Origin of the sequence: Emticicia aquatilis, assembly GCF_014644295.1 — a bacterium.
GTDB classification, from domain to species: Bacteria; Bacteroidota; Bacteroidia; order Cytophagales; family Spirosomataceae; genus Emticicia; species Emticicia aquatilis.
The window spans coordinates 352,896-374,276 of the sequence record NZ_BMKK01000005.1 but is presented as its reverse complement, the minus strand read 5'-3'; the positions used below and the strand labels follow the sequence as shown (position 1 = coordinate 374,276).

Genomic DNA, 21,381 nt, shown 5'->3' with positions numbered 1-21,381 from the left:
TAGGTAAGAAATAATAAAGACGGAATGTGTTTCGAAGAACACAGACCGTCTTTGATATAAAACTAAATTGAAAGGGCTACTTATTTTACTTCAAATGCTCCTTTACCAATTTTGAAGCCTTCTGAGTAAAGTTCAACGCTGTATTTTCCTTTAGTATAATTAGCTCCTTTGCCCGATACTAAGTCAACACGTTGGTCGTTGTTTTCAAACGGTACGCTTTGCTTGAAGCTATAACCGATTTCTTTGCCATCCACTTGTACGATTCCACCGTTACCGTTTTCTACAACTGCACCGTTGGCATCAAGTACACGTACATAAATATCTTTGTTGTTTTGGGCTGCAATCGGGTTTGAAGGCATGATGAAAGAAACTTTCAATTGGTCGATTCTTGAAGCCTTGTATGCACCACCATCACGTTCTTTACCTTTTGATGAAAGAGCAGTAACTTGTACGTTGATGGCTTTCATTGCCGAAGCCAAAGTTACTTGGCGTTTCAAATCATTGTTTTTAGTAGTGAAATCATCGACTGTTTTGGTTAAAGTTGTAGATAATTCTTCTTTCTCAGTTTTCAAGGCAGCGTTTTCAACGATAACTTGTTGTTTTTCTGTTTCGAGCGTTTGAGTTTTTGCTACCAACATACCATTCTCTTCTTTCAACTTACGAATATCATCGTCTTTGGCAACTAAGAATGATTCGTAATCTTTGATTTTCGATTCATATTTTTGAACTGAGAAGCTAAGGTCAGTTTTCAATTTTTTCTTATCGTTTTCCAACTGAGCTTTAACAGCTTCTAATTCGGCTACGTTTCCGCCTAAGCTTTGTACTTCAAGAATTTTCTCATCTAATGATTTCGAGATAGAATCAAGTTTGATTTGTGTAGATGAAAGTTGTTCTACTTTCGATGTTAATGATTTTTGAAGTTCGAGTGTTTCGTTTCTTGCACCCATGAATAAATAGCCTAAAAGAGCTAATACGCCTGCCATCACACCGATGATAACTTTCAAAAGTCCGTTGTTGTTAGATTGTGTTGTTTCCATTTGCTTAATTGATTATGATTTTAAGTTTATGGTACAAAGCAACAATGTCAAGGTTAAAGGCGAATTAAATCGACTTTAAATTTGGCTTAAAATTGGAAGAGGGGTCGAAAACAACATATTATAGACAATAAAAAGTTATTTTTTAGATTATATTTGTTAAAAAATAGCATAAATATGTTAAGTAATCTTCAAATTGAAATACTACAGACTTTTTCAAGACCGTTACCAGAAAGCCAGATTTTAGAGATAAGACAAATTTTGGCAGACTATTTTGCAAAAAAAGTTGATGATGGCATTGATGAGCTTTTTGAAAAAAATGATTGGGAAGCTAACGAAAAAGTAGAAGAATGGCTCAGCGAACATTTAAGAACTCCCTATAAATAATTATGAGAGTTGTGATTGACACAAACTACTTTTTAGCAATTTTACCCAAAAAGTCAATTTATCGCCCTATTTTTGATGCTTTTCGGCAGAGTAAATTTGAATTGGCGGTTTCGAGTGAAATATTGGATGAATATGCAGAAATATTTGAGCAGAAAATGAATGCTGAAATATCTGCCAATATTATCGAATTGATACTGAAACAACCGAATTCTATTAGAACTGAAATCTTTTATCGTTGGGAACTAATAACGGCTGATTATGACGATAATAAGTTTGTTGATAGTGCAATATCAGCTAATGCAGATTTTATAGTTACATCTGATAAACACTACAACGTTTTAGAACAAATTCCCTTTCCGAGTGTAAAAATCATCAGTTTAAGAGAGTTTTTATTTTTTTTTTGAAGTACTATGATTTCCTGAAAACCAAAGTAAAAACAGTTTCATCAATATTAGAAACTACGCTAATATCACCATTATGGAGTTTGACGATTTGAGAGACAATAGCCAAGCCAACACCATGCCCTTTAGTGGCTTTGGCTGTGGCATTGCTTCTATAAAAGGGGCGGAAAATATAAGGTAAATCGGCTTTCGGAATAACAGGCCCTTTGTTCATAAACGAAAGCCTAATTTCTTTGACAGTAGCCGAAAAACTCACAAAAACACTGTTATTCTCCGAAAATTTACAGGCATTATCCATCAGATTCATCAAGGCTACTTTTAATGAAGCCTCATTTCCTTCAAGAATCAGAGCCTCTTCGTCTTCGGGGAAATCGCTAAAATCAATGTTTATCACATAATTGTCGTGCCATTTTTTTAGTTGACTTTTAGCTTCCCACAAAAGTTCGTCTATGCGTAGTGGTAAGCGTTGAATCGCTTCGGCATTGACAACGGTATTGGCTAAATTGAGCAAAGTATTAGTCAATTGTGTAAGTGTTCGGGTATCTTCTTGGAGCGATTTTAGGCTTTCTTCATAAACTTCGGGTGTGCGTTTTTGGAGCAGCGTAATATCAATTTGAGAATAAATTTTGGTCAACGGATTCTTCAATTCGTGCGATACATTGGCGATAAACATTTTTTGCATCGTAAATGCTTCTTGAATACGGTCGAGCAATTGATTGAAAGTAGCAACCAAACGCCCAATCTCGTCTGAGCGGTTTGGGTGTTCGACACGCCTTTCGGTATTGGCAGGGAAAATCTCGTTTACTTGCGTGATAATACCCGACATCGGAGCGAGTGCTTTATCGGCAAAAAACCAGCCCGAAAGTCCTGAAAGCAATAGCCCAATCAATACCATCACTGTCAGAATTTTGCGTAAATCTTCAAGAGCCTCTTTGCCATTTCGGTCAATGGCACTCACAATTACCCAATAGCTGGCTGTTCCCTTTTTGAGTTGAATACCAAGAGTCTGGTAAAAACCAGCGTAATAATATGTGGGTTTACTTTCTTTTTGAATACTTGGAATTAGCTCTTCAAACAAGCCCGAATAGGGTTCTTGGCTTGCAAAAACAAGTTTTTTCAGATTTTCGTCATAGACATAAATACTTTCATCGCTCAATAATTCTTTATCGGCGGTATTAACGAGTTTCAACACTGTGGTATCAGCCGTTTGGAGGTCGAAAAGTAGGGTAGTGGTCGTTACGGCACGGTCTTGTAGGCGTTTGAAAAAACGTTTTTCGAGGTAAAGTTTACTGAAAAAATATACACCCACCGAAAAAAACAGCAGAATGGCCGTTACGATAGCCATAAATTGGTAAGTAAGTCGGGAGCGAATGTTTAACATGAGAAGAGTTCTGAGTTTAGAGTTCTGAGTGCTGAGCTTAAAATGTCGCCGCTACGGTTCTGAGTTTTTGTTTGTTGTTCCAAAGTACTCAGCATTCAGAACTCAGCATTCAGAACTATTTTTTCATAACATAGCCCATACCAATTTGAGTATGAAGTAGTTTTGGCTCAAAATCTTTGTCGATTTTTTTACGAAGGAAGTTTAAGTAAACTTCAATCACGTTTGTGCCAGTATCGAAGGTAATATCCCAGATTTTTTCGGCCAGTTCCACTTTAGAAATCACTCTTCCTTGGTGTCGGATGAAGTATTCGAGTAACGAAAATTCTTTGGCTGTCAGCACTATTTCTTTGCCACTTCGTGTGACGGTCTTGGCATCTAAATCCATTTCGAGGTCGGCAATTTTGAGCAGATTGGCGGTCTGAATCGAACCCATATTTCGTCGGGTTAATGCTCGAATTCGAGCCATTAGTTCACGAAACTCAAATGGTTTTACCAAATAATCATCTGCTCCAGCATCGAGTCCGACAATTTTATCATCAGTCGTACCGAGAGCAGTAAGTAGTAAAATCGGAGAAGCTACACCTTTGCTACGCAATTGTCGGCAAAGTTCTAAGCCACTGATTCCTGGCAAAATAATATCCGATATAATGAGTGTGTAAGTATTGCGGGTGGCCAGTTGGAGGCCAATCAAACCATCATACGCTACATCGACTTCCCATAGTTGTTCTTCAAGCCCCTGTTTAATGAGCTGCACGGTTTTCGCTTCGTCTTCAATTACTAATATTTTCATCGTGCTTTTGTGAAATGGTTGGTCAAATATAGACACAATGCTTGAGTTATACAATTTTGGTCAGAGTAGCAAAAAAATTATACCATCACTATTTTATTGATTAAATATGAGGCTGGCTGTATCTGCATTTACTTCCAAAACTAAGGCCTCGCTAAGTTTGATACTTCTACTTTTTTGTTTGTTTAAAAGTGCTATTTCGATTTTTTTAAGTGGAAATTTAGATGGAACACGGACTATTTCATAATTGATGCTAAATTCTGCATTAGAAAATGTATGATTTCTATGACTCAAACGATTTAATGTGCAAAAATCTTGTAGTGTTTTGAACTGTTTTTTGTCGATAACAACTGAAATAGACTTTATCTTCTTGAATTGTCGTGGGTAACTTCTACCATTTGATAGTTTCGCGTTAAATTGTTCGTAAGTCATAGGCTGAGCAATTTCTTCTTCACTAAACCCTAAAAGTTTTAGGTATTCTTTTTGATATTCAATAATGCTTAGTTGATGCCTATCTTCTTTTATTCCAATTGATTTATACCAAGCTATTGCAACCGAATCTTCAGTAATTGTAGTTGTAGCGGTATCTACTTTGACCTTATTTTTATTAATAATCGACTGTAATTGAGTTAACTTTCCAAGTTTTCGAGTCTTAAATTCTATTCCCCAATCACCGAGTTGGTCTCCGATATTAGGAGAGTTTGTGGGTTTAAAAAACTCCAAAGTTGCCGATTGGCCAATTGCATATTTACCCGTGTAGGTTTCTTGATTTGTAGCACTGGTATTTTCTCGACAAACAAACAGTGTATCTTTAATAAAAGAATTTTTGAAAATCTTTTCGTAGGAAGAACTGTCAACACAAATAAAAATAGTGTTGCAGTCAGTAGCTATGCTTTTTTGTGCGAATAATATATTAGATACCGTTAGTAAAAACAGCAGAAAAAGCAGTTTCATGCAGCTATTATGATTAGTTACGTCAAAATTAGAAAAATATGAAAGAAAATCTATTCCTTTTCAACTGCTGTCAATGTTACTTTTTCGAGCAAACCCGAATCTCTTGGTTGCCAATTTTGGGTTGTGAAATATCCATCCTTACCCAAATTTGGTCGCAACCTTGCCGAAACATTGATGTTGTAGAACTTCTGCCAAACAACGCCTTGTTTTTCGATAGCAATTACTCGGTTGGCCATTGAGTTCGATACATTTACGACTAATGTATTTTGTGCTTTTAATAATGAATTCGGCACAAAAACTCGGTAAGTCGGCCCAATGAGTGTTCCCAAAAACTTTCCGTTGATTGTAACCGTTGCACTTTCGGCCACTTTGCCTAAATCGAGCCAATAGCCTGCTGATGAGGTATTTGGATTTGTGAAATCAAGTGAATAGGATGCCGTTCCAGAGAAGTTTTTGTAGGCCTCACCCTCCAATTTCGTCCAAGAGCCAAGCGATTTTGTTTCGATAGTTTTTGGTAATTCGGGGCCACCTTCCAAGAAGCTGATTTTCCATGTTCCTGTCAGTTCTTGGGCTTCGCCTTTGGGTTTGAAGTACGCATAGGCTGTTCCCGAAACTGGGGTTTTGTAGGTTTCGATAATGCACGATTCGCCCGCTGCCAATTGCAGATAAATTTCGTTGATTTTTGCGTTGTATTTGGCCATACCCAAAGCCTCAGTCATTGGGTTGTACAGTGCAGCCGATTTTGCATCAACCGATAATTTTACCCAACCGTCAAATGCTTTTGTGGTTTTGTTATTTACGAAATAATAATTGCCTTTGGCGTGAGTTTTTCTGACAAACTGCAAGCCATTATCAATCATAGTTTCTCGGTAGATTTTTGCAAAAATCATCATTTCGTCTAAATCGTCACCTACTAAAAATGAACCTTGACCAATTTTGGCTTGACTGAATTTTTGCTTAACGTCGGCAGGGTTCTGAACCCTGCCGACGTTTTCAAAGCGTAGCTGAGCCAGCAAAGCTTTAAATTTTGCTCGACGGGTATCTAAATTACCCAAACCTGGTACATCCGAAGGGAGTTTTTTATGCACAATAATAGTTGCTCCTTGTTTGGCTAAATTGATGAGTTTCTCGAAAGTTTCGAGTGGAATTTGCTCACTATCAGCAATTAAAATGGTTTTGTACTGAATACCGCCAGTCAGAATTGCGTGGTTTGCTGTATGAAGATTTAAGATTTGTTTGTCAGAAATAAAATCAAAACCATAACCACGGTCGAGGAGCTTTTGACCTAATTCTTTGAAATCTGTACCGTTAAATTCTGGTGTAACTCCATCGAAATGTTCGAGTAAACCCTTTGGCGATTGTTCGGTAAGACGGTCGGTGATAGGGAAATAAAATAAAACGTCGTTATTGCCTTTGCTATCTTGCAGGAAAGCCTGGCAGCGAGCCACATAATTATTCAATTTACCGAAATCTTTCCAAAAAGGATTGTGAGGTGTAAAATGCACCGCCGCATAAAACAGCCAACCCGGAAAAGCCGCATTTTGTGGTGTATAGGGCGTGCCATGATAGAATAAGTGATTGACACCGCCTACCATGAAGAGGTCTAAAGCACGTTTCACATCGGACAAATTCGAGAGGAAATGCTCGTTTTCCCAAGTAGCCGACTCCGAAGAAGCGAGTTTTTTGCCCATAACGTTTGCAGCCGAAGAAGCAAATTTGATACGAAGCAAATCCGTACCTTCGATTTCGGGAATATCCACCACACTATATAAATCCAATGTATTTGCTGGTGAGCCGTGTGCTTGGTTTCGCACGATTTTTCCACGTCCGTGAGCCCATTTTGCCCATTCTGAAGTATATTTTTCGAGAATCAAATCGCCGATTGTGCTGCGGTAATCGAATAAAACTCGGCTATTGAGGTCGGATTTTTCTTTGCTAAAAAGGTTGGGTAAATGATTCCGTAAATCATAACCACGGCGAGTTTTGAATTCATCGAAAAGAGCTTCAGTCCAGTCTGATTGTCCACGAGCATCATCAACCTCATAAGAGTCATTGAAGAACGCTCGCATACTCGAAACATCGGTTTTGGCAAAAGCCTTATCGAATGTCGAAAGGTAATTTTTGATGGCTTTTGAAGAAAAATGGTCAATTACATCGCCTTCGCCACTTGGGCCAGCACGCTCGACCATCTTGCCATGAAAACCTTGAAAAACTGCGTAGAGTGTCCAATTTCCTGCGGGGGCTTGCCAGTTGAGTTTACCTTCTTTGTTTACTTTTTCTGTTAAATTAACGACTTCATTTTTATCTGAATATGCCATTAGAGTTTGTAGCGGCAGTGCTTGCTCGAAACGCACTTGGTCGATGGCCAGTTCTTGCAAGTTATCATTTTTTGAAATGGGGTATTTTAAATCTTTTAGTTCGGTTTTCTTAGGCAAAACATATCTTAAAATCGGTTGCTGAACAAAAGTGATATTTTCATTGAGTGTTTCGCCTTCTTTTAGTTGATATGTTTTATGAAAAACTGCCTTACAAGCATCTTCGGGCGTAACCCAACGACCACCAAAAGGCCAACCTGACGCATTTGCCAAGTCGATGCCTATGCCGAGGCGAGTACCTTCTTTGAGGGTATGCTTAAACATATCAACCCATTTCGGCGAAAGAAAATCAATAAATTCTGATTCATGGCCTTTCACTCCGTAAATTGGCGTAATTTCTACTCCGCCAAGACCTACTTTTTGAAAGCCTTCCATGTTGTAGGTCAGGTCTTTGGGGTTTACGGCATTGCCTTCCCACCACCATCTCGTCCACGGTTTTGATTGTTGCGTGATTGGCTTCCATTTGGGTTGGGCAGCAGCAATTGTGCTTGCGAGGAGGATTAATCCTATTGTTTTATTGAGCATATTCTTTGTTTTTTTATGACCACAGAGGCACGGAGAACACGGAGTGCTTTTCTGTGGTAATCTATGTAATCTGTGCCTCCGTGGTAAAAAACTTAAAAAATTATTTCATTTTATAAACCTCGGCACCAGCCAATAAATAACAACCTACCCCAAAATCAGTAAAGTTGGGTACTTTGTCGTAGCTGAGTGGTTGGCCGTCTTTTGGTTCTTTACCTGTGCCTTGCACATAACCTAAAAATCCGTTTGGATGCACACAGTCTTTCATCATGGCATTCATGGCTTTGGCTATGATTGGGGTATATTTTTTCTTGTTCAGCAAACCTTTATTTACGCCCCAAGCCATTCCGTAAGTAAATAATGCTGTGCCTGTGAGTTCTTTTCCACCAAAATCGGTTTCGTCAGTAATACTCACATTCCAAAAACCATCAGTTCTTTGGTAAGCTGGCAGAGCCTCCATCATTTCTAAGAAAGTTTTTTCATATTCTGCACGGTGCGGGGCATTTTTCGGCATGATATCCAACACTCGTACTAAAGCTGCTACCACCCATCCATTGCCACGTGACCAATAGCAACTTTTTCCTGCTGGTGTAGTGTATGGTGGGTCGAAGTCTTTATCTCGATACCATAGCTTTTCGACTGGATTATACATTCCTTTCGTTCCCTCAACGTTTTTTGTGTGCATATACATTTCGTACATTTTTTCGTAGTAGCGGTCATCTTTATAAATAACCCCCAACTGTGCAAAAACAGGCATTGCCATCTGAAGGGCATCGACCCACGTCCAATCGTCCTTTTTTTCGCTATTTACCATGTTGTCCATGCACGCCTTTATGTCTCGGATACGCTCAGGTTTTGGGTCAATCAGATACAAATCCATGTAGGTTTGACCGCAACATTGGTCGTCGCCGTTGCGGGTTTTTGTGCCGTTTCTTAGTCCCCATTTGTGGGCTTCGCCCCACGAAACAGCATAATCATAGTAGCTTTTTTGTTTATCAATTTTATAGAGAGCCATTAGTCCTTCGTAATAAACTCCACGAGTCCAGATATTGCTGGGGCGAGTTTTATCGGCTGCCCAGATTGGTTTGCTTACATCGGGCCATTCGTTCATAAAATAGGCGTTGGCAGAGGTAAGTGATTTAAGAAGCTCAGCTTTTTTAGGGAGTATCTGTGCTTGTATTTGGGTAAGAATAAAGCATAAAAAAATTAGCGATGAGAAAATTCGACGTCGCATGTCAAGTTTTTTTGATTAATAGAGATTTTTTAAGATGGATAATTGATAGTAAATATACCACAAATTATATGACAAAATAAGTAAATCCACTATTCGATACTCTCCTGTGGTCACACGGAACTATGCGTCAATGGTCGATATATACTCGGTGCTTGTCGAAAGATTCACTTTATTAAATTTTTTTAAAATAAAATCGCTGAAAACATTTACAAAAGTCTTTTTTTGCACTAAATTCATCGCTTCAAAAATATTCACCCTGTAATACTGCCATTGCTTGTATTACCTAAAATCTATCATCAATTCATCATGCAATCATCTCGTAGAAAATTTATTAAAGGCGTAGGAGCGGCATCGGTTTTGCTAGCCACCGATACTTTCGCTAAACCCTTTAATATTATCAAAGATTTAAAGAAAATCAGTCCTAACGATAAGCTTCGTTTTGCAACAATCGGTTTCGGAATTCAGGGACATGGCGATACCCGTGCCGCTCTTCGTAATCCCGATGTTGAGTTTGTAGCAGCCGCCGATTTATACGATGGCCGTTTGATTCACGCCAAAGAGGCTTTCAACAAAGACCTTTTCACGACTCGTGATTACCGCCAAATTTTAGACCGCAAAGATATTGATGCCGTAATTGTGGCAACACCCGACCACTGGCACGACCACATCAGCATTGCCGCCATGAAAGCTGGCAAAAACGTATATTGCCAAAAACCAATGGTGCAGCACATCGACGAAGGCCACGCAATGATTGATACTTGGAGAAAAACTGGCAAAACCGTGCAAGTTGGAAGCCAGCCAAGTAGTGGTGCGGCTTATGCTGAGGCTCGTAGATTGATGAGTACAGGAGCTATCGGCGATTTGAATTTTATAGAAGCAACTTATGACCGATATAATGCTTTGGGTGCGTGGACATACTCGATTCCACCAGATGCTTCACCAAAAACTATTGATTGGGATACATTCTTGGGCGATGCTCCAAAACGCCCATTTGATGCTACTCGTTTCTTCCGTTGGAGAAACTACCGTGATTATGGCACGGGCGTAGCGGGCGATTTATTCGTTCACCTCATTACGGGTATGCACTTTGCAACGGGTGCAATCGGGCCTGAGAGAATCTTTGCTTCGGGCGAATTGAGCTACTGGAAAGATGGCCGTGATGTGCCTGACGTAATGGTTACGGTACTTGATTATCCTGATACCGAAAAGCACAAGAAATTCCAAGCGGTGTTGCGTGTAAACTTTGCTAATGCAGGAGCAATCAAAAACGTAACTCGTATTGTGGGTACAGAAGGCGAAATTTTGTGGAATGCACAAGGCCTAACACTCACGAAGCGTAAATTGCCAAAAGCACCGGGTTATGGAGCGGGCGAAAGCTACGCTACATTCTCGAACGAAATGCAAGCTGAGTATAAGAAAGAATACGATGCAAAATACTCGGAGGCCGACCGTGTGGCTCCTCCAGTGCAAGAGATTAAGTTTGAAACGCCGAAAGAAGATGACCCACACGCACAACACTTCAAAAACTTCTTTGATAATGTGCGTAAAGGAAGTCAAGAAACCGCTCAAGACCCTGTTTTTGGTTTCCGTGCCGCAGCACCAGCGTTGGCTTGTAATTTGAGTTATTTCGATAAGAAAATCATCAACTGGGACCCAGTAGCGATGAAGGTTAAGAAAAAATAAGCATTTTATTTATGTTTTAACCACGGAGTTTCACGGAGTTTTCCACAGAGTTACACAAAGTTTTTGTGCAACTCTATGTTTGAACAAAGTGAAACTCCGTGGTTTATTATTTAATTTGCATAAAATTTCAAACAAACTATTACCATAATGATTAAAAAAACATCTATACTGCTTTTATTGCTTGCAATATCTCTAAAAGGATTTTCTTGGGGGCAAACAGGGCATCGAGTAGTGGGGCAAATTGCCAGTTCGTATCTTTCGTGTAAAGCAAAACGTAATATTCGTAAGATTTTAGGTACAGAATCGGTTGCTATTTCGAGCAACTGGGCCGATTTTATCAAGTCTGATACTTCGTATAAATACCTCGATTCTTGGCATTACGTCAATATCAAATCGGGTTTGAATAATGCCGAATTTACCAAATATTTGCAGGAAGACACCAAAACTGATGCTTATACAAAGCTCAATTTTTTGATTGCCGAACTCAAAAATAAGAAAGTTAGCCTCGAACAAAAACGCCTTTATCTTCGCTTATTGATTCACATTGCGGGCGATATTCACCAACCCATGCACGTGAGCCGTGCCGAAGATTTGGGTGGAAACCGAATCAAAGCTTTTTGGTTTGCTGATGCTACAAACCTACACGCTCTCTGGGACGATAAACTCATTGAATTTCAGAAGCTTAGCTTCACCGAATATGCTACAAACATCAACCACGTAAGCAAAGCTCAACGTCGTGAATGGCAAAAACAACCCATGACCGAATGGTTTTTTGAGTCGTATCAGTTGGCCGAGCAGCTTTATGCAGGAATTAAACAACCAGAGCCACGCCTAAGTTTCCGTTATAACTTCGATAACGTTGAAATGCTCAATCAACAACTTCTCAAAGGTGGTGTAAGATTGGCAGGTTTGCTCAATGAGGTTTTTAAATAATATTATTTTTTTCTTTACAACGAGGCTCTTATTTTCTAAGAAGTAAGAGCTTTTTTTATGCTTGATGCTGGTGTAAATTCAAGAAAAAATGAAAAATCTGTCTGGTAGAAAACCAAAAATGTGTTTTCTAATAAAATTCTAATTCCACTACCAAAACCCCTCAGAATGAGCTTTCAGGCTATATTTTTTAATATTTTCATCGACAAAATCTGTTAGTTGGTATCCTTTTCGATACGAACAATTCTAAACTATAACTCGTTTAAGTTATATTTGCTAAACAAAAAAATATTGAGTTTGATGAGTAAACAAATTCTTTCTAAAATGTATTTCCTGATGTTATTAACTACCCTTTTATCGAGTAGTTATACAACATTGTGCGATATGTTTTCTAAAGATGGTATTGTTTGCACAAATTCAGACATAGAACTCCTTGATGATGGCGGTGGTATAATCGACTTAGGCGAAACTAATATCGAACAAGTAGAAGATAGTGTATTCGAGCGAATTTCGATATTCGATTTTTCTTATTTAGGTTTAACCTTGCATCATTTCTCTTACCTACAAAATACTTACGAAATATACTTAGGGCATAATACTCCACCCCCTAAGTAATTTTAACTACTGCCACTTTTTGCTCCTATTATTTTGAAAACAAGTGCTTTTGCCAAATTTAATTTGGTTTAAGTTGATTTGTTGTACGATTTTAATAATGATTTTTGACTTTCAAAGAAAACTTTGTGGGTCAGATTAAAATCCTTTAATTTCAAAATACTCCATTGATTATCTAAGCTTTATAATTGACCAAAGAATGAAAATGAAACACGCACTATTAGGTATTTGTACGGTAATTATTGTATCGTCTTGTGCCAATGAAGAAACCAAACAAACGCAAGTTGCCGAGAATTACCCAGTAACTTCTCCCATCAAAATTGACACCACGCTGTCAACTGATTATGTGGCCGAAATCAACGCCGTTCAGAACGTAGAAATCAGGGCCAGAATAAAAGGCTATCTCGATAAAATATTCATCGACGAAGGAAAATATGTGAAACAAGGACAATTGCTCTTTACGATTCATAACCCCGAACTTAATGAAGAAATTGCCAAAGCTGGGGCGATTGTAAAAAGTATTAGTACTGAACTCAAAGCGGCTGAAATCGAACTCGGTAATGTGAAAAGATTAGTCGAGAAAAACGTTGTTTCAACTACCGAATTGAAGGCTGCCGAAAATAAAGTTGAGATGATGAAAGCCAAAGTTGAAGAGGCAAAAGCCAACGAATCTTTCGCCAAAATTCAGTTGAGTTATACACAAATCAAAGCACCATTTAGCGGAATCGTAAACCGAATTCCCAACAAAATTGGCTCTTTGATTGAAGACGGAACGCTCCTAACTAACATCTCAAACAACGGCGAAGTATTTGCCTATTTCGATGTTTCGGAGAAGGAATACCTCAATTATGTAACAAACTTCAAAGAAAATGCCCATAATTCGAGCAATGTTACTTTAATTTTGGCCAATGGCGAAGAGCATCCATTCAAAGGAAAAATCGAAACTACCGAAGGGGAAATCGACCAAAGTACAGGAAATATCGCTTTTAGAGCCAGATTCAATAATCCCGAAAAAGTATTGAAACATGGAGCAAGTGGCAAGGTCAGATTACTGAAAAACTACAAAAATGCCTTGATTATTCCTCAAAAAGCTACGTTCGAGATTCAAGACCGTATGTATGTCTATGTACTTGACAATAAAAACCAAGTAAAAACCAAAGCCATTACTTCAAAGCACCGAATGCCGCATTATTACATCGTAGAATCGGGCTTGGACGAAGACGATAAAATCATTTATGAGGGTGTTCAGAACATCAAAGATGGAATGACCGTAAAACCACAATTTGTGGAAATGAATGAGATTTCTAAGGAATTAACTTACGTCAACACACCCGAATAAGCCCACCGAAAACTATGTTTACAAATTTCATTAATAGGCCAGTGTTATCGCTGGTCATATCTTTGTTTATCGTGATTTTGGGCGTTTTGGCCATGACTGGCCTACCTATCACACAATATCCCGATATTGCTCCGCCAGCCGTAACCGTTACGACCAAATATACAGGTGCAAACTCCGAGGTTTGTGCCAAAGCCGTAGTAACTCCGCTTGAGCGTGCCATCAATGGTGTGCCAAACATGACCTACATGACTTCCACCTCAGGCAACGACGGTACGAGTATCATTCAAGTATATTTTGAGGTAGGAACTGACCCCGACGTAGCGGCCGTAAACGTGCAAAACCGTGTAACGACCGTTCTCGATGAATTACCCGAAGAGGTAATCAAAGCAGGGGTTTCGACAGAAAAAGAGGTGAATTCGATGCTCATGTACATCAACCTCATCAGCAACGACCCAACTGTTGACGAGAAATTTATCTACAATTTTGCCGATATTAATGTTTTGGCCGAACTAAAGCGTATTGATGGCGTTGGTTTTGCCGATATTATGGGTTCTCGTGAATACGCCATGCGTGTGTGGCTCAAACCCGCTCGTATGGATGCGTATCAGATTTCAGCTGATGATATTGTAAAAGCCCTCAAAGAACAAAACGTAGAAGCCGCTCCAGGAAAAGTGGGCGAAAGTTCGGGTCGTCAGGCTCAGTCGATGCAATACGTATTGCGATATACTGGTAAAATGACAACCAAAGAGCAATACGAAAACGTAGTAATTAAAGCAACCGAAAGTGGCGAAATGTTGCGTTTGAAAGACGTAGCCGATTTAGAATTTGGCTCGCTCGATTATGATGTACTTTCAAAAGAAAATGGTAAACCTTCTGCCGCAATCGTATTGAAACAACGCCCAGGTTCAAATGCCAGCGAGGTAATTCAGAATATAAAAGACCGTTTGGCCTATCTAAAAGAAACAACTTTCCCACCGGGAATGACCTACACAGTTAGTTATGACGTTTCGAGATTCTTAGATGCTTCTATTCAAGAAGTTATCCGAACGCTCATCGAAGCCTTCCTTTTGGTAGCAATCGTAGTGTTTTTATTCTTACAAGATTTTCGCTCAACGCTCATTCCTGTGTTGGCTGTGCCAGTTTCATTGGTCGGAACGTTCGCTTTTATGCAACTTTTTGGCTTTTCTATCAACTTACTCACACTTTTTGCTTTGGTTTTGGCAATCGGTATCGTGGTCGATAACGCCATTGTGGTCGTGGAGGCGGTTCATGCCAAAATGCAAGAAAAACACCTCAATGCCCGTGAAGCAACCATCGAATCAATGGATGAAATCAGTGGGGCAATTGTGGCCATTACACTCGTAATGTCGGCGGTGTTTGTGCCAGTGGCGTTTCTATCGGGGCCAGTTGGTGTTTTCTATCGACAGTTTTCGGTCACGATGGCCATTTCGATTGTTATTTCTGGCGTAAATGCCCTTACGCTAACGCCTGCTTTATGTGCAATTATGCTCAAAAACACCCACGGAGAGCATCAAAAAGAGAATTTCTTGACTCGTTTCTTCCATAAATTCAATAATAGCTACGATAAACTGTCTGACCGATACGGCAGTTTACTTCGCTTAATTGCCAATCGCCGTTTGGTGACTGTCTTGGTGCTGGGTGGATTCTGTGTGGCTACTTGGGGCGTTGGTAGTGTTTTGCCAACCAGTTTTATCCCGACCGAAGACCAAGGAACAATCTACGCCAACGTGACAACGCCAGTAGGAGCAACACTTGAGCGTACGGAAGAAGTAATGAACGAAGTAGATAAAATTGCCCAAACCATCACCGAAGTTGAGTCGATTTCGAGTTTGTCGGGTTTTAGTATGATGACCGATGGAGTGGGGGCTTCGTTTGGTATGAGTACGATTAATCTCAAACCTTGGGACAAACGTAAAGCAACCGCCAACGATATTATTGAGCAACTAATCGAAAAAACGAAGCATATAAAAGATGCCGAAATTCAGTTTTTCCCACCGCCAGCCGTACCGGGTTTTGGTAATGCCAGTGGTTTTGAGGTTAGATTATTGGATAAAACTGGTTCGGGAAATCTCCAAAAAACGGCCGAAGTTGCCGAGAAATTTATCGGAGAATTAAAAAAACGTCCCGAAATCAAAGATGTTTTTTCGAGTTTCAACCCAAATTTTCCGCAATACATGATTCATATCGACCAAGATATGGCTGCCAAAAAAGGGATTTCGGTTGATGCTGCCATGAGTAATTTGCAGTCGTTGATTGGTAGTTTTTATGCCACAAACTTCATCTTGTTTGGACAAATGTACAAAGTAATGATTCAGGCTGACCCTAAATACAGAGCCTTGCCCGATGATATTATGAAGCTGCGTATCAAAAACAAAAATGGCGAAATGGTACCTTATGCTATCTTTAGTCGCATCGAGCGTGTGTACGGCCCCGAGCAATTAACTCGCTATAATATGTACGTGTCAGCCATGCTCAATGGCGAAGCAGCAGCAGGATACAGTTCGGGCGATGCCATTAGAGCTGTTGAAGAAGTTGCCAAAACTTCTTTACCACGTGGCTACGCTTACGAATGGTCGGGTATGACTCGTGAAGAGGTACTTTCGGGCAACCAAGTGGTGTATATTTTTGCTATCTGTTTGTTATTCGTTTATCTATTACTTTCTGCTCAATACGAAAGTTTCTTTTTGCCGCTGCCTGTTATTTTATCCTTGCCAGTCGGCATTTTCGGCTCGTTGTTTTTCTTATATACTTTTGGTTTAGAAAACAATATTTACGCCCAAGTGGCGATGGTCATGCTCATCGGTTTGTTGGGTAAAAATGCCATTTTGATTGTAGAATTTGCCATTCTTCAACAAAAACAAGGTAAAAGTGTACTCGAAGCAGCCGTTGGCGGTGCAGTAGCACGTTTCCGACCAATCTTGATGACATCCTTTGCATTTATTGCGGGTTTGATTCCGCTCATGGTGGCATCGGGTGCAGGAGCAATCGGAAACAAAACAATTGGTACGGCTGCCGCAGGCGGAATGTTGTTCGGAACAGTGTTCGGGGTAATTATTATTCCAGGCTTGTACGTCATTTTTGCGGGAATTGGTAGTGGAAAACGAAAGAAAAAAACTAAAAAAGTTATCGAAGAAGCGTATGTTGAAATATAGAAATGTTTGTTTGCTGGCCATCGTTGGTTTGTTGGGAGCGTGTAAAGTAAAGAAAGAAATACCCCAAAATCGTCCAATGTTGGCTATGCCTCAGAAGTTTACTCAGCAATCGGATAGTTTGCAGGTGGGTTTGCCAGTGGCTCGTGTATTTTTTAAAGATTCAGTTCTTATTACGCTCATTGACTCGGCCATCAATAATAATTTTGATTTGCAAATGGCCTTGCAAAAAATCGAAATGGCTCGTGCAGGCGTAAGATTTACGCAAGGACTCGGAAAGCCAGATTTAGCAGGAAATTTTGCTATCGGACAACAAAAATTTGGTAAATATACATTCGATGGTGTTGGAAACTACGATACTAATTTTTCACCAAATATTACCGATAAACAGAAAATACCGCAGCCAATTGTGCCTGATTTTTATTTGGGCGTACAATCTTCGTGGGAAATTGATATTTGGGGAAAATTGAAAAGTCAGAAAGCATCGGCTGCCGCTAAATTACTGGCCAGTGAATCGGGTAAAAGCTTAGTAGTGAGCGAATTAGTGGCTCAAATTGCTTCGGCTTATTATGAATTGTTGATTCTCGATAATGAATTAGATTTCTTGGAAGAAAATATTGTTTTGCAAGAGAGAGCCGTTGAATTAACAAGGATTTTGAAACAGGCAGGGCAAGCCAACCAATTGGGTGTCGATTTATTAAATGCCCAATTGCTGAGTTCAAAAGCCTTAAAAATTGATGTGAAACAAGAAATCATTGATGCCGAAAGTAAAATCAATTTTTTGGTGGGGCGTTATCCCCAGCCAATTGCTCGTCCGAAGGTGATTTGGGCAAATGTGATTCCGCCAAAACTTACTTCAGGCGTGCCATCAAGACTGCTCGAAAATCGACCAGATATTAAGCAAGCCGAATACGAGTTACTATCAACCAATGCCAATTTGTTTACAGCAAAAGCGGCTTTTTATCCATCGCTCAATATTACTGGAGCGGTTGGTTTACAGGCATTTAAAGCACTTTTGTTCCTTAATCCATCATCTTTTGCGATGAATACTTTTGGTGGATTGACTGCTCCGTTGCTCAACCGTCGTCAAATTATTTCTGACTTAATGGCAGCCAAGGCCGACCAAAAAATGGCCTACACCAACTATCAGAAAACGATTGTTAATAGCTTCACGGAAGTCTATAATCAGTTAAATTTGATTCAAAATACCAATGATATGTACGACCTTAAAACCCAAGAAGTAGATGTTTTGAGGCAATCTATCAATAATTCTTCAGAGTTATTTCGCTCAGGAAGAGCTACATATTTGGAGGTAATTACGGCACAAAAAAATGCTTTGCAGTCACAAATTGAATTAATTAACCTCAAAAAACGCCAATACGGAGCAGTTATCGGTCTTTATAAATCGCTTGGTGGCGGTTGGCGGTGATTTTGATTGAAGAGTAGCGATTGCGAATTGTTGATTTTTGATGGTTCAGCAGTACTATTTGAAAATGGTGCTTTGAAAATTGTATTGGAAAAAATTCATTGCCGTCTGCTTTAGCTGACGGATACTTATAGATAATCAGATTAGACTTTAGTCGAACCATTTGAGTTTGACTAAAGTCAATTTTGTTTATATTCAAAAATCCGTCAGCTAAAGCAGACGGCAATGAAGTAATTATATTCTACCAAGTTTTTTTAACCTCAACCTCCAATTCCAAAAAATCGCCAAAACCTTGAGCGGCTGACTGCAATTTCTCAACATCAAATTTTTTAGAAGCATCAAAAAAAGTAGGTTCGATTAAAACCTTATTTTTCTGAATAGTTCGCTTCCAAATACCCTCGACTTTACCATTTACAACAATGATTGGCTTAAAAATTCCGTTGCTCGTTATGGCTTGCCCTTGCAAATGTTTATCAAAAATAGTACTTCGGTCTTTATAACTAACGCAGTATTCATCAAAAGCAGGCAGCATAAATATTGAATCGTCTAAGTTCAAAACTTCGATTTCTTTGTGTATAAAGTATGATTTCCCCTCATACTCCATTTGCTCTAAATCGCTTTGGATGTTCTGCAATCCCGCTCGTGCGTCGGTCATTGATAAGCCTGACCACCAATGAAAATCTTGTAAAGTAGTAGGTGAATGGCTTCTAAAATAACGTTGAGCTAAGGTAAAAAGGCTTTCTTCTTTGTTCAGTATCAATCCTTTGGGTACTTTTTCGTCAAGTAGAGCATAAGTTATTTCTTTTCCTTTGGGTGTACCATTGCAAACAATGGCATCGGTTTCGGCATTCATCATAAAATGCACGGCTCGACTGGAATCTGTTTTTATGCCTCTCTTTTCTAATTCTTTCATGACTTCTTGACGAGTTAGGCTTTTGCCACCCTCCAATGCTTTCACTATCAAATCATTGGCTTTGGTGAATAATGCAGCATCCATTCCCAACTTACGCTCATACGTAGCTGCCAATGTTTTGATATTTTTGCCAGTAAGTGCCATCATCCAGCGTACATCTTGCCCAGAAACAATGTGCCAAGTAGGGCGAAGAATGTGCGTACGAACTAACGACCCATCATTCAACGCATTTTCGATGAGGGTTTTAGTCGAATTTGACAAACGAAGCCCGACTGCCCATTTTGACATCTCTAAATCTTGAGCTTGCATTGCTCCCATATAGGCCACAACTTCTTGCGGAGTTGATAAGTCTTGACGCTTGATTTTTTGTTGAGAAAGACGAATGGCAGGAAGATTCATAGTTGAAAGGTTGATGGTTTTGGCACTAAATAAATTCAACGAGAGCGTTTTTTGCTCAAAGTATAGATTATTTTTGAAATATAAAAAGAAGGGGCATACCTGCGAATGATATGCCCCATTTGTTTATTAGCTTCTATCCCAAAACATTGGTGGCTCAATACCTAATGCTCGTAGATAGACCGTTCCTTGAGCTCGATGATGAATCTCATTATCAATAAAATACAAAATCGTATCAATATTTTTGTTCTCATAAGCCCCGAAAGCCACATTTATTTCCTGAAAACGTTCTTCGGGAATTTGTTCCCAATATTCATTTAGAATCGCTGTTACTTCGTCCCATTTTTTCAAGAAATCTGCTTTTGTTGTGGGAATTAAAGCTGGATTTTTTCCGTGATGTGGAAGCTCACTTATGTTAGGGTAAATCCCCGTTGCAAGGCCTTTGATACCGTGTTCGGTGAGGTCAACGATTTCCATTGCCAAAAATGCAAATGTTCGCATTCCTCCAACCGAGAAATTGAAAAAATCTTTTTCAGGAAAGGCTTCAATAACTTTTCTTGTCAAACGGCGGTGTCCTTGCCAGTGTTCTAAAAGTGCTTCTGAGGTAGTTACTACGGCTAATTCTTGTACATTCTCCATGATTAAAAAAGTTTAGATTTAAAAGAATGGTACAAAGGTCGGAGTGGTCTATGACAGCCCTATGTCAGGGGTTGATTTGTGGCTGAACAAATTTTTCATAATATTCATCAAGGGTCATCGGATGAGGCTGAAATTTCTCATTTAATACCTCCAATTGGCGTATTTTATCAATTCTAAAATTTCTAAAATCTTCACGTAGGCGACACCACGCAAGCAACAACCAGTTGTCTTTTCCGAGGCAATAGGTGGCAAAAGGTTCAATAATTCGTTGCGTTGTTTCTTCATTATTTACGGTCTGATAGGTAATCTTGACCAAGTTGAAGTGCGTAAGGGCAAGTTGTAGTGTAGCAAGGTGCTGACTTTTGGCTTGTTCGGGCGAACTTTGCCAGATATGCACACGATTTGAGAGTAATTCTACTTTGTCTTTGGTGTCGTATCTGAGAATGGCTTTAATTTTGGCAACGGCACTCGAATAATTTTCAATAAATGATTTATCTTGATTGTTTAAAACCAAATGTTCGGCCGTTATCAAGGCGTTGGCTTCGCTCTCAGAAAAAGAAACGGGTGGTAAACGGTAGCCCTCCACGAGCGAATAACCTTTACCTTCTTCGGTAAAAATCGGAACGCCCGAGGCATCCAAAGCTCGAATGTCTCGGTAAATTGTACGAACACTCACCCCAAATTTTCGGGATAACTCAGTAGCTGTTATCAAACGCTTGGTTTGTAGAGTCGTCAGTATGGCAGTTAGCCGTGAAAGCCTTTGAAGGTTATTATCTTCCATCAGATTCCTGTAAATATTGCTAAATCATCATCTTATCACCATCAACACCCGCAATTCGCATGGCTTCGTATTCGACCTCGACAATAAATTCGGTTTGGTCTTGGTCATAAAACTCATTGTCCCAAGCATTGAAATATAGCTGCGTTTGGGTTTGTAAATTACTTACATCAGCTTTTAGTTGAGCAATCAGAAAATTCGCAAACTTTATTACTTCCAATCGCATCAACTGCACTATTTCTGGAATAGGCATTTCTATTTCTCGGTCTTCCCAGTCATCCAAAATAAATCTTTCTTTGAGTTTGTAGGCCTCTAACTGCTCGATACGTTCTTCTTTCGACATCCTTGATTCTATTTTATCCTAAATTCAGATATAAAGGTAGTTACATAAATGCGATTACGAAAAGCATAACGAAATCT

The 21,381-nt window shown here is 39.4% G+C and carries 18 protein-coding genes; 8 read left to right on the top strand and 10 right to left on the bottom strand.

Going from position 1 to position 21,381, the window contains the following annotated elements:
* Positions 1-80: 80 nt before the first annotated feature.
* Complete coding sequence (locus tag IEX65_RS14145) at positions 81-1,037, bottom strand: DUF8428 domain-containing protein (protein ID WP_188766734.1); 957 nt, start codon at positions 1,035-1,037, stop codon at positions 81-83.
* 174 nt (positions 1,038-1,211) lie between these two features.
* Between IEX65_RS14145 and IEX65_RS14140 the strand changes: the two genes are divergently transcribed.
* The gene (locus IEX65_RS14140; protein ID WP_188766929.1) at positions 1,212-1,421 is read left to right on the top strand and encodes a DUF8507 family protein; all 210 of its coding nucleotides are present in this window, start codon (positions 1,212-1,214) and stop codon (positions 1,419-1,421) included.
* A 2-nt stretch (positions 1,422-1,423) separates the two neighbouring features.
* Positions 1,424-1,825, top strand: coding sequence for a putative toxin-antitoxin system toxin component, PIN family (locus IEX65_RS14135; protein ID WP_188766733.1), 402 nt, complete (start codon positions 1,424-1,426; stop codon positions 1,823-1,825).
* 4 nt (positions 1,826-1,829) lie between these two features.
* On the opposite strand, the gene IEX65_RS14130 is transcribed toward IEX65_RS14135, so the two are convergent.
* The 5 genes from IEX65_RS14130 to IEX65_RS14110 all read right to left on the bottom strand — a co-directional run bounded on the left by IEX65_RS14130 (position 1,830) and on the right by IEX65_RS14110 (position 9,075).
* Positions 1,830-3,203 (bottom strand): sensor histidine kinase, encoded by a 1,374-nt coding sequence (locus IEX65_RS14130; RefSeq protein ID WP_188766732.1) that lies wholly within the window; start codon positions 3,201-3,203, stop codon positions 1,830-1,832.
* A 115-nt stretch (positions 3,204-3,318) separates the two neighbouring features.
* Positions 3,319-3,993 (bottom strand): response regulator transcription factor, encoded by a 675-nt coding sequence (locus IEX65_RS14125; RefSeq protein WP_188766731.1) that lies wholly within the window; start codon positions 3,991-3,993, stop codon positions 3,319-3,321.
* A gap of 93 nt (positions 3,994-4,086) precedes the next feature.
* Positions 4,087-4,944 (bottom strand): DUF5829 family protein, encoded by an 858-nt coding sequence (locus IEX65_RS14120; RefSeq protein WP_188766730.1) that lies wholly within the window; start codon positions 4,942-4,944, stop codon positions 4,087-4,089.
* A gap of 50 nt (positions 4,945-4,994) precedes the next feature.
* Entirely contained in the window at positions 4,995-7,844 is a 2,850-nt protein-coding gene (locus tag IEX65_RS14115; RefSeq protein WP_188766729.1) for a glycosyl hydrolase, read from the bottom strand.
* A 100-nt stretch (positions 7,845-7,944) separates the two neighbouring features.
* Positions 7,945-9,075, bottom strand: a complete 1,131-nt coding sequence (locus IEX65_RS14110) for a glycoside hydrolase family 88/105 protein (RefSeq protein WP_188766728.1) — start codon at positions 9,073-9,075, stop codon at positions 7,945-7,947.
* 306 nt (positions 9,076-9,381) lie between these two features.
* Here IEX65_RS14110 and IEX65_RS14105 point away from each other — a divergent pair, with 306 nt between their 5' ends.
* The 6 genes from IEX65_RS14105 to IEX65_RS14080 all read left to right on the top strand — a co-directional run bounded on the left by IEX65_RS14105 (position 9,382) and on the right by IEX65_RS14080 (position 18,238).
* Positions 9,382-10,758, top strand: coding sequence for a Gfo/Idh/MocA family protein (locus IEX65_RS14105; RefSeq protein ID WP_188766727.1), 1,377 nt, complete (start codon positions 9,382-9,384; stop codon positions 10,756-10,758).
* 147 nt (positions 10,759-10,905) lie between these two features.
* Entirely contained in the window at positions 10,906-11,691 is a 786-nt protein-coding gene (locus tag IEX65_RS14100) for a S1/P1 nuclease (protein ID WP_188766726.1), read from the top strand.
* Positions 11,692-11,988: 297 nt separating this feature from the next.
* Positions 11,989-12,303, top strand: a complete 315-nt coding sequence (locus tag IEX65_RS14095) for a hypothetical protein (protein ID WP_188766725.1) — start codon at positions 11,989-11,991, stop codon at positions 12,301-12,303.
* A 202-nt stretch (positions 12,304-12,505) separates the two neighbouring features.
* The gene (locus IEX65_RS14090; protein WP_229250678.1) at positions 12,506-13,639 is read left to right on the top strand and encodes an efflux RND transporter periplasmic adaptor subunit; all 1,134 of its coding nucleotides are present in this window, start codon (positions 12,506-12,508) and stop codon (positions 13,637-13,639) included.
* Positions 13,640-13,653: 14 nt separating this feature from the next.
* The gene (locus tag IEX65_RS14085; RefSeq protein ID WP_188766723.1) at positions 13,654-16,812 is read left to right on the top strand and encodes an efflux RND transporter permease subunit; all 3,159 of its coding nucleotides are present in this window, start codon (positions 13,654-13,656) and stop codon (positions 16,810-16,812) included.
* Positions 16,799-18,238: a TolC family protein gene (locus IEX65_RS14080; protein ID WP_188766722.1), complete on the top strand. Its 1,440-nt coding sequence runs from the start codon at positions 16,799-16,801 to the stop codon at positions 18,236-18,238. The genes IEX65_RS14085 and IEX65_RS14080 overlap by 14 nt, the downstream gene beginning before the upstream one ends.
* A gap of 238 nt (positions 18,239-18,476) precedes the next feature.
* Here the strand turns inward: IEX65_RS14080 and IEX65_RS14075 are convergent, their stop codons facing one another.
* The 4 genes from IEX65_RS14075 to IEX65_RS14060 all read right to left on the bottom strand — a co-directional run bounded on the left by IEX65_RS14075 (position 18,477) and on the right by IEX65_RS14060 (position 21,304).
* Positions 18,477-19,547 carry a winged helix DNA-binding domain-containing protein gene (locus tag IEX65_RS14075; protein WP_188766721.1) on the bottom strand — a complete coding sequence of 357 codons (1,071 nt, stop codon included), beginning with the start codon at positions 19,545-19,547 and terminating at the stop codon, positions 18,477-18,479.
* Positions 19,548-19,673: 126 nt separating this feature from the next.
* Complete coding sequence (locus IEX65_RS14070) at positions 19,674-20,183, bottom strand: DinB family protein (protein WP_188766720.1); 510 nt, start codon at positions 20,181-20,183, stop codon at positions 19,674-19,676.
* Between the two features lie 64 nt (positions 20,184-20,247).
* The gene (locus tag IEX65_RS14065) at positions 20,248-20,964 is read right to left on the bottom strand and encodes a helix-turn-helix transcriptional regulator (protein WP_188766719.1); all 717 of its coding nucleotides are present in this window, start codon (positions 20,962-20,964) and stop codon (positions 20,248-20,250) included.
* Positions 20,965-20,983: 19 nt separating this feature from the next.
* Positions 20,984-21,304, bottom strand: a complete 321-nt coding sequence (locus IEX65_RS14060) for a hypothetical protein (RefSeq protein ID WP_188766718.1) — start codon at positions 21,302-21,304, stop codon at positions 20,984-20,986.
* Between the last annotated feature and the right edge of the window lie 77 nt (positions 21,305-21,381).

Coding starts and splice junctions, on each gene's coding strand:
- IEX65_RS14145 (WP_188766734.1), bottom strand. CDS start 1,037: ATGGAAACAACACAATCTAACAACAACGGACTTTTGAAAGTTATCATC.
- IEX65_RS14140 (WP_188766929.1), top strand. CDS start 1,212: ATGTTAAGTAATCTTCAAATTGAAATACTACAGACTTTTTCAAGACCG.
- IEX65_RS14135 (WP_188766733.1), top strand. CDS start 1,424: ATGAGAGTTGTGATTGACACAAACTACTTTTTAGCAATTTTACCCAAA.
- IEX65_RS14130 (WP_188766732.1), bottom strand. CDS start 3,203: ATGTTAAACATTCGCTCCCGACTTACTTACCAATTTATGGCTATCGTA.
- IEX65_RS14125 (WP_188766731.1), bottom strand. CDS start 3,993: ATGAAAATATTAGTAATTGAAGACGAAGCGAAAACCGTGCAGCTCATT.
- IEX65_RS14120 (WP_188766730.1), bottom strand. CDS start 4,944: ATGAAACTGCTTTTTCTGCTGTTTTTACTAACGGTATCTAATATATTA.
- IEX65_RS14115 (WP_188766729.1), bottom strand. CDS start 7,844: ATGCTCAATAAAACAATAGGATTAATCCTCCTCGCAAGCACAATTGCT.
- IEX65_RS14110 (WP_188766728.1), bottom strand. CDS start 9,075: ATGCGACGTCGAATTTTCTCATCGCTAATTTTTTTATGCTTTATTCTT.
- IEX65_RS14105 (WP_188766727.1), top strand. CDS start 9,382: ATGCAATCATCTCGTAGAAAATTTATTAAAGGCGTAGGAGCGGCATCG.
- IEX65_RS14100 (WP_188766726.1), top strand. CDS start 10,906: ATGATTAAAAAAACATCTATACTGCTTTTATTGCTTGCAATATCTCTA.
- IEX65_RS14095 (WP_188766725.1), top strand. CDS start 11,989: ATGAGTAAACAAATTCTTTCTAAAATGTATTTCCTGATGTTATTAACT.
- IEX65_RS14090 (WP_229250678.1), top strand. CDS start 12,506: ATGAAACACGCACTATTAGGTATTTGTACGGTAATTATTGTATCGTCT.
- IEX65_RS14085 (WP_188766723.1), top strand. CDS start 13,654: ATGTTTACAAATTTCATTAATAGGCCAGTGTTATCGCTGGTCATATCT.
- IEX65_RS14080 (WP_188766722.1), top strand. CDS start 16,799: ATGTTGAAATATAGAAATGTTTGTTTGCTGGCCATCGTTGGTTTGTTG.
- IEX65_RS14075 (WP_188766721.1), bottom strand. CDS start 19,547: ATGAATCTTCCTGCCATTCGTCTTTCTCAACAAAAAATCAAGCGTCAA.
- IEX65_RS14070 (WP_188766720.1), bottom strand. CDS start 20,183: ATGGAGAATGTACAAGAATTAGCCGTAGTAACTACCTCAGAAGCACTT.
- IEX65_RS14065 (WP_188766719.1), bottom strand. CDS start 20,964: ATGGAAGATAATAACCTTCAAAGGCTTTCACGGCTAACTGCCATACTG.
- IEX65_RS14060 (WP_188766718.1), bottom strand. CDS start 21,304: ATGTCGAAAGAAGAACGTATCGAGCAGTTAGAGGCCTACAAACTCAAA.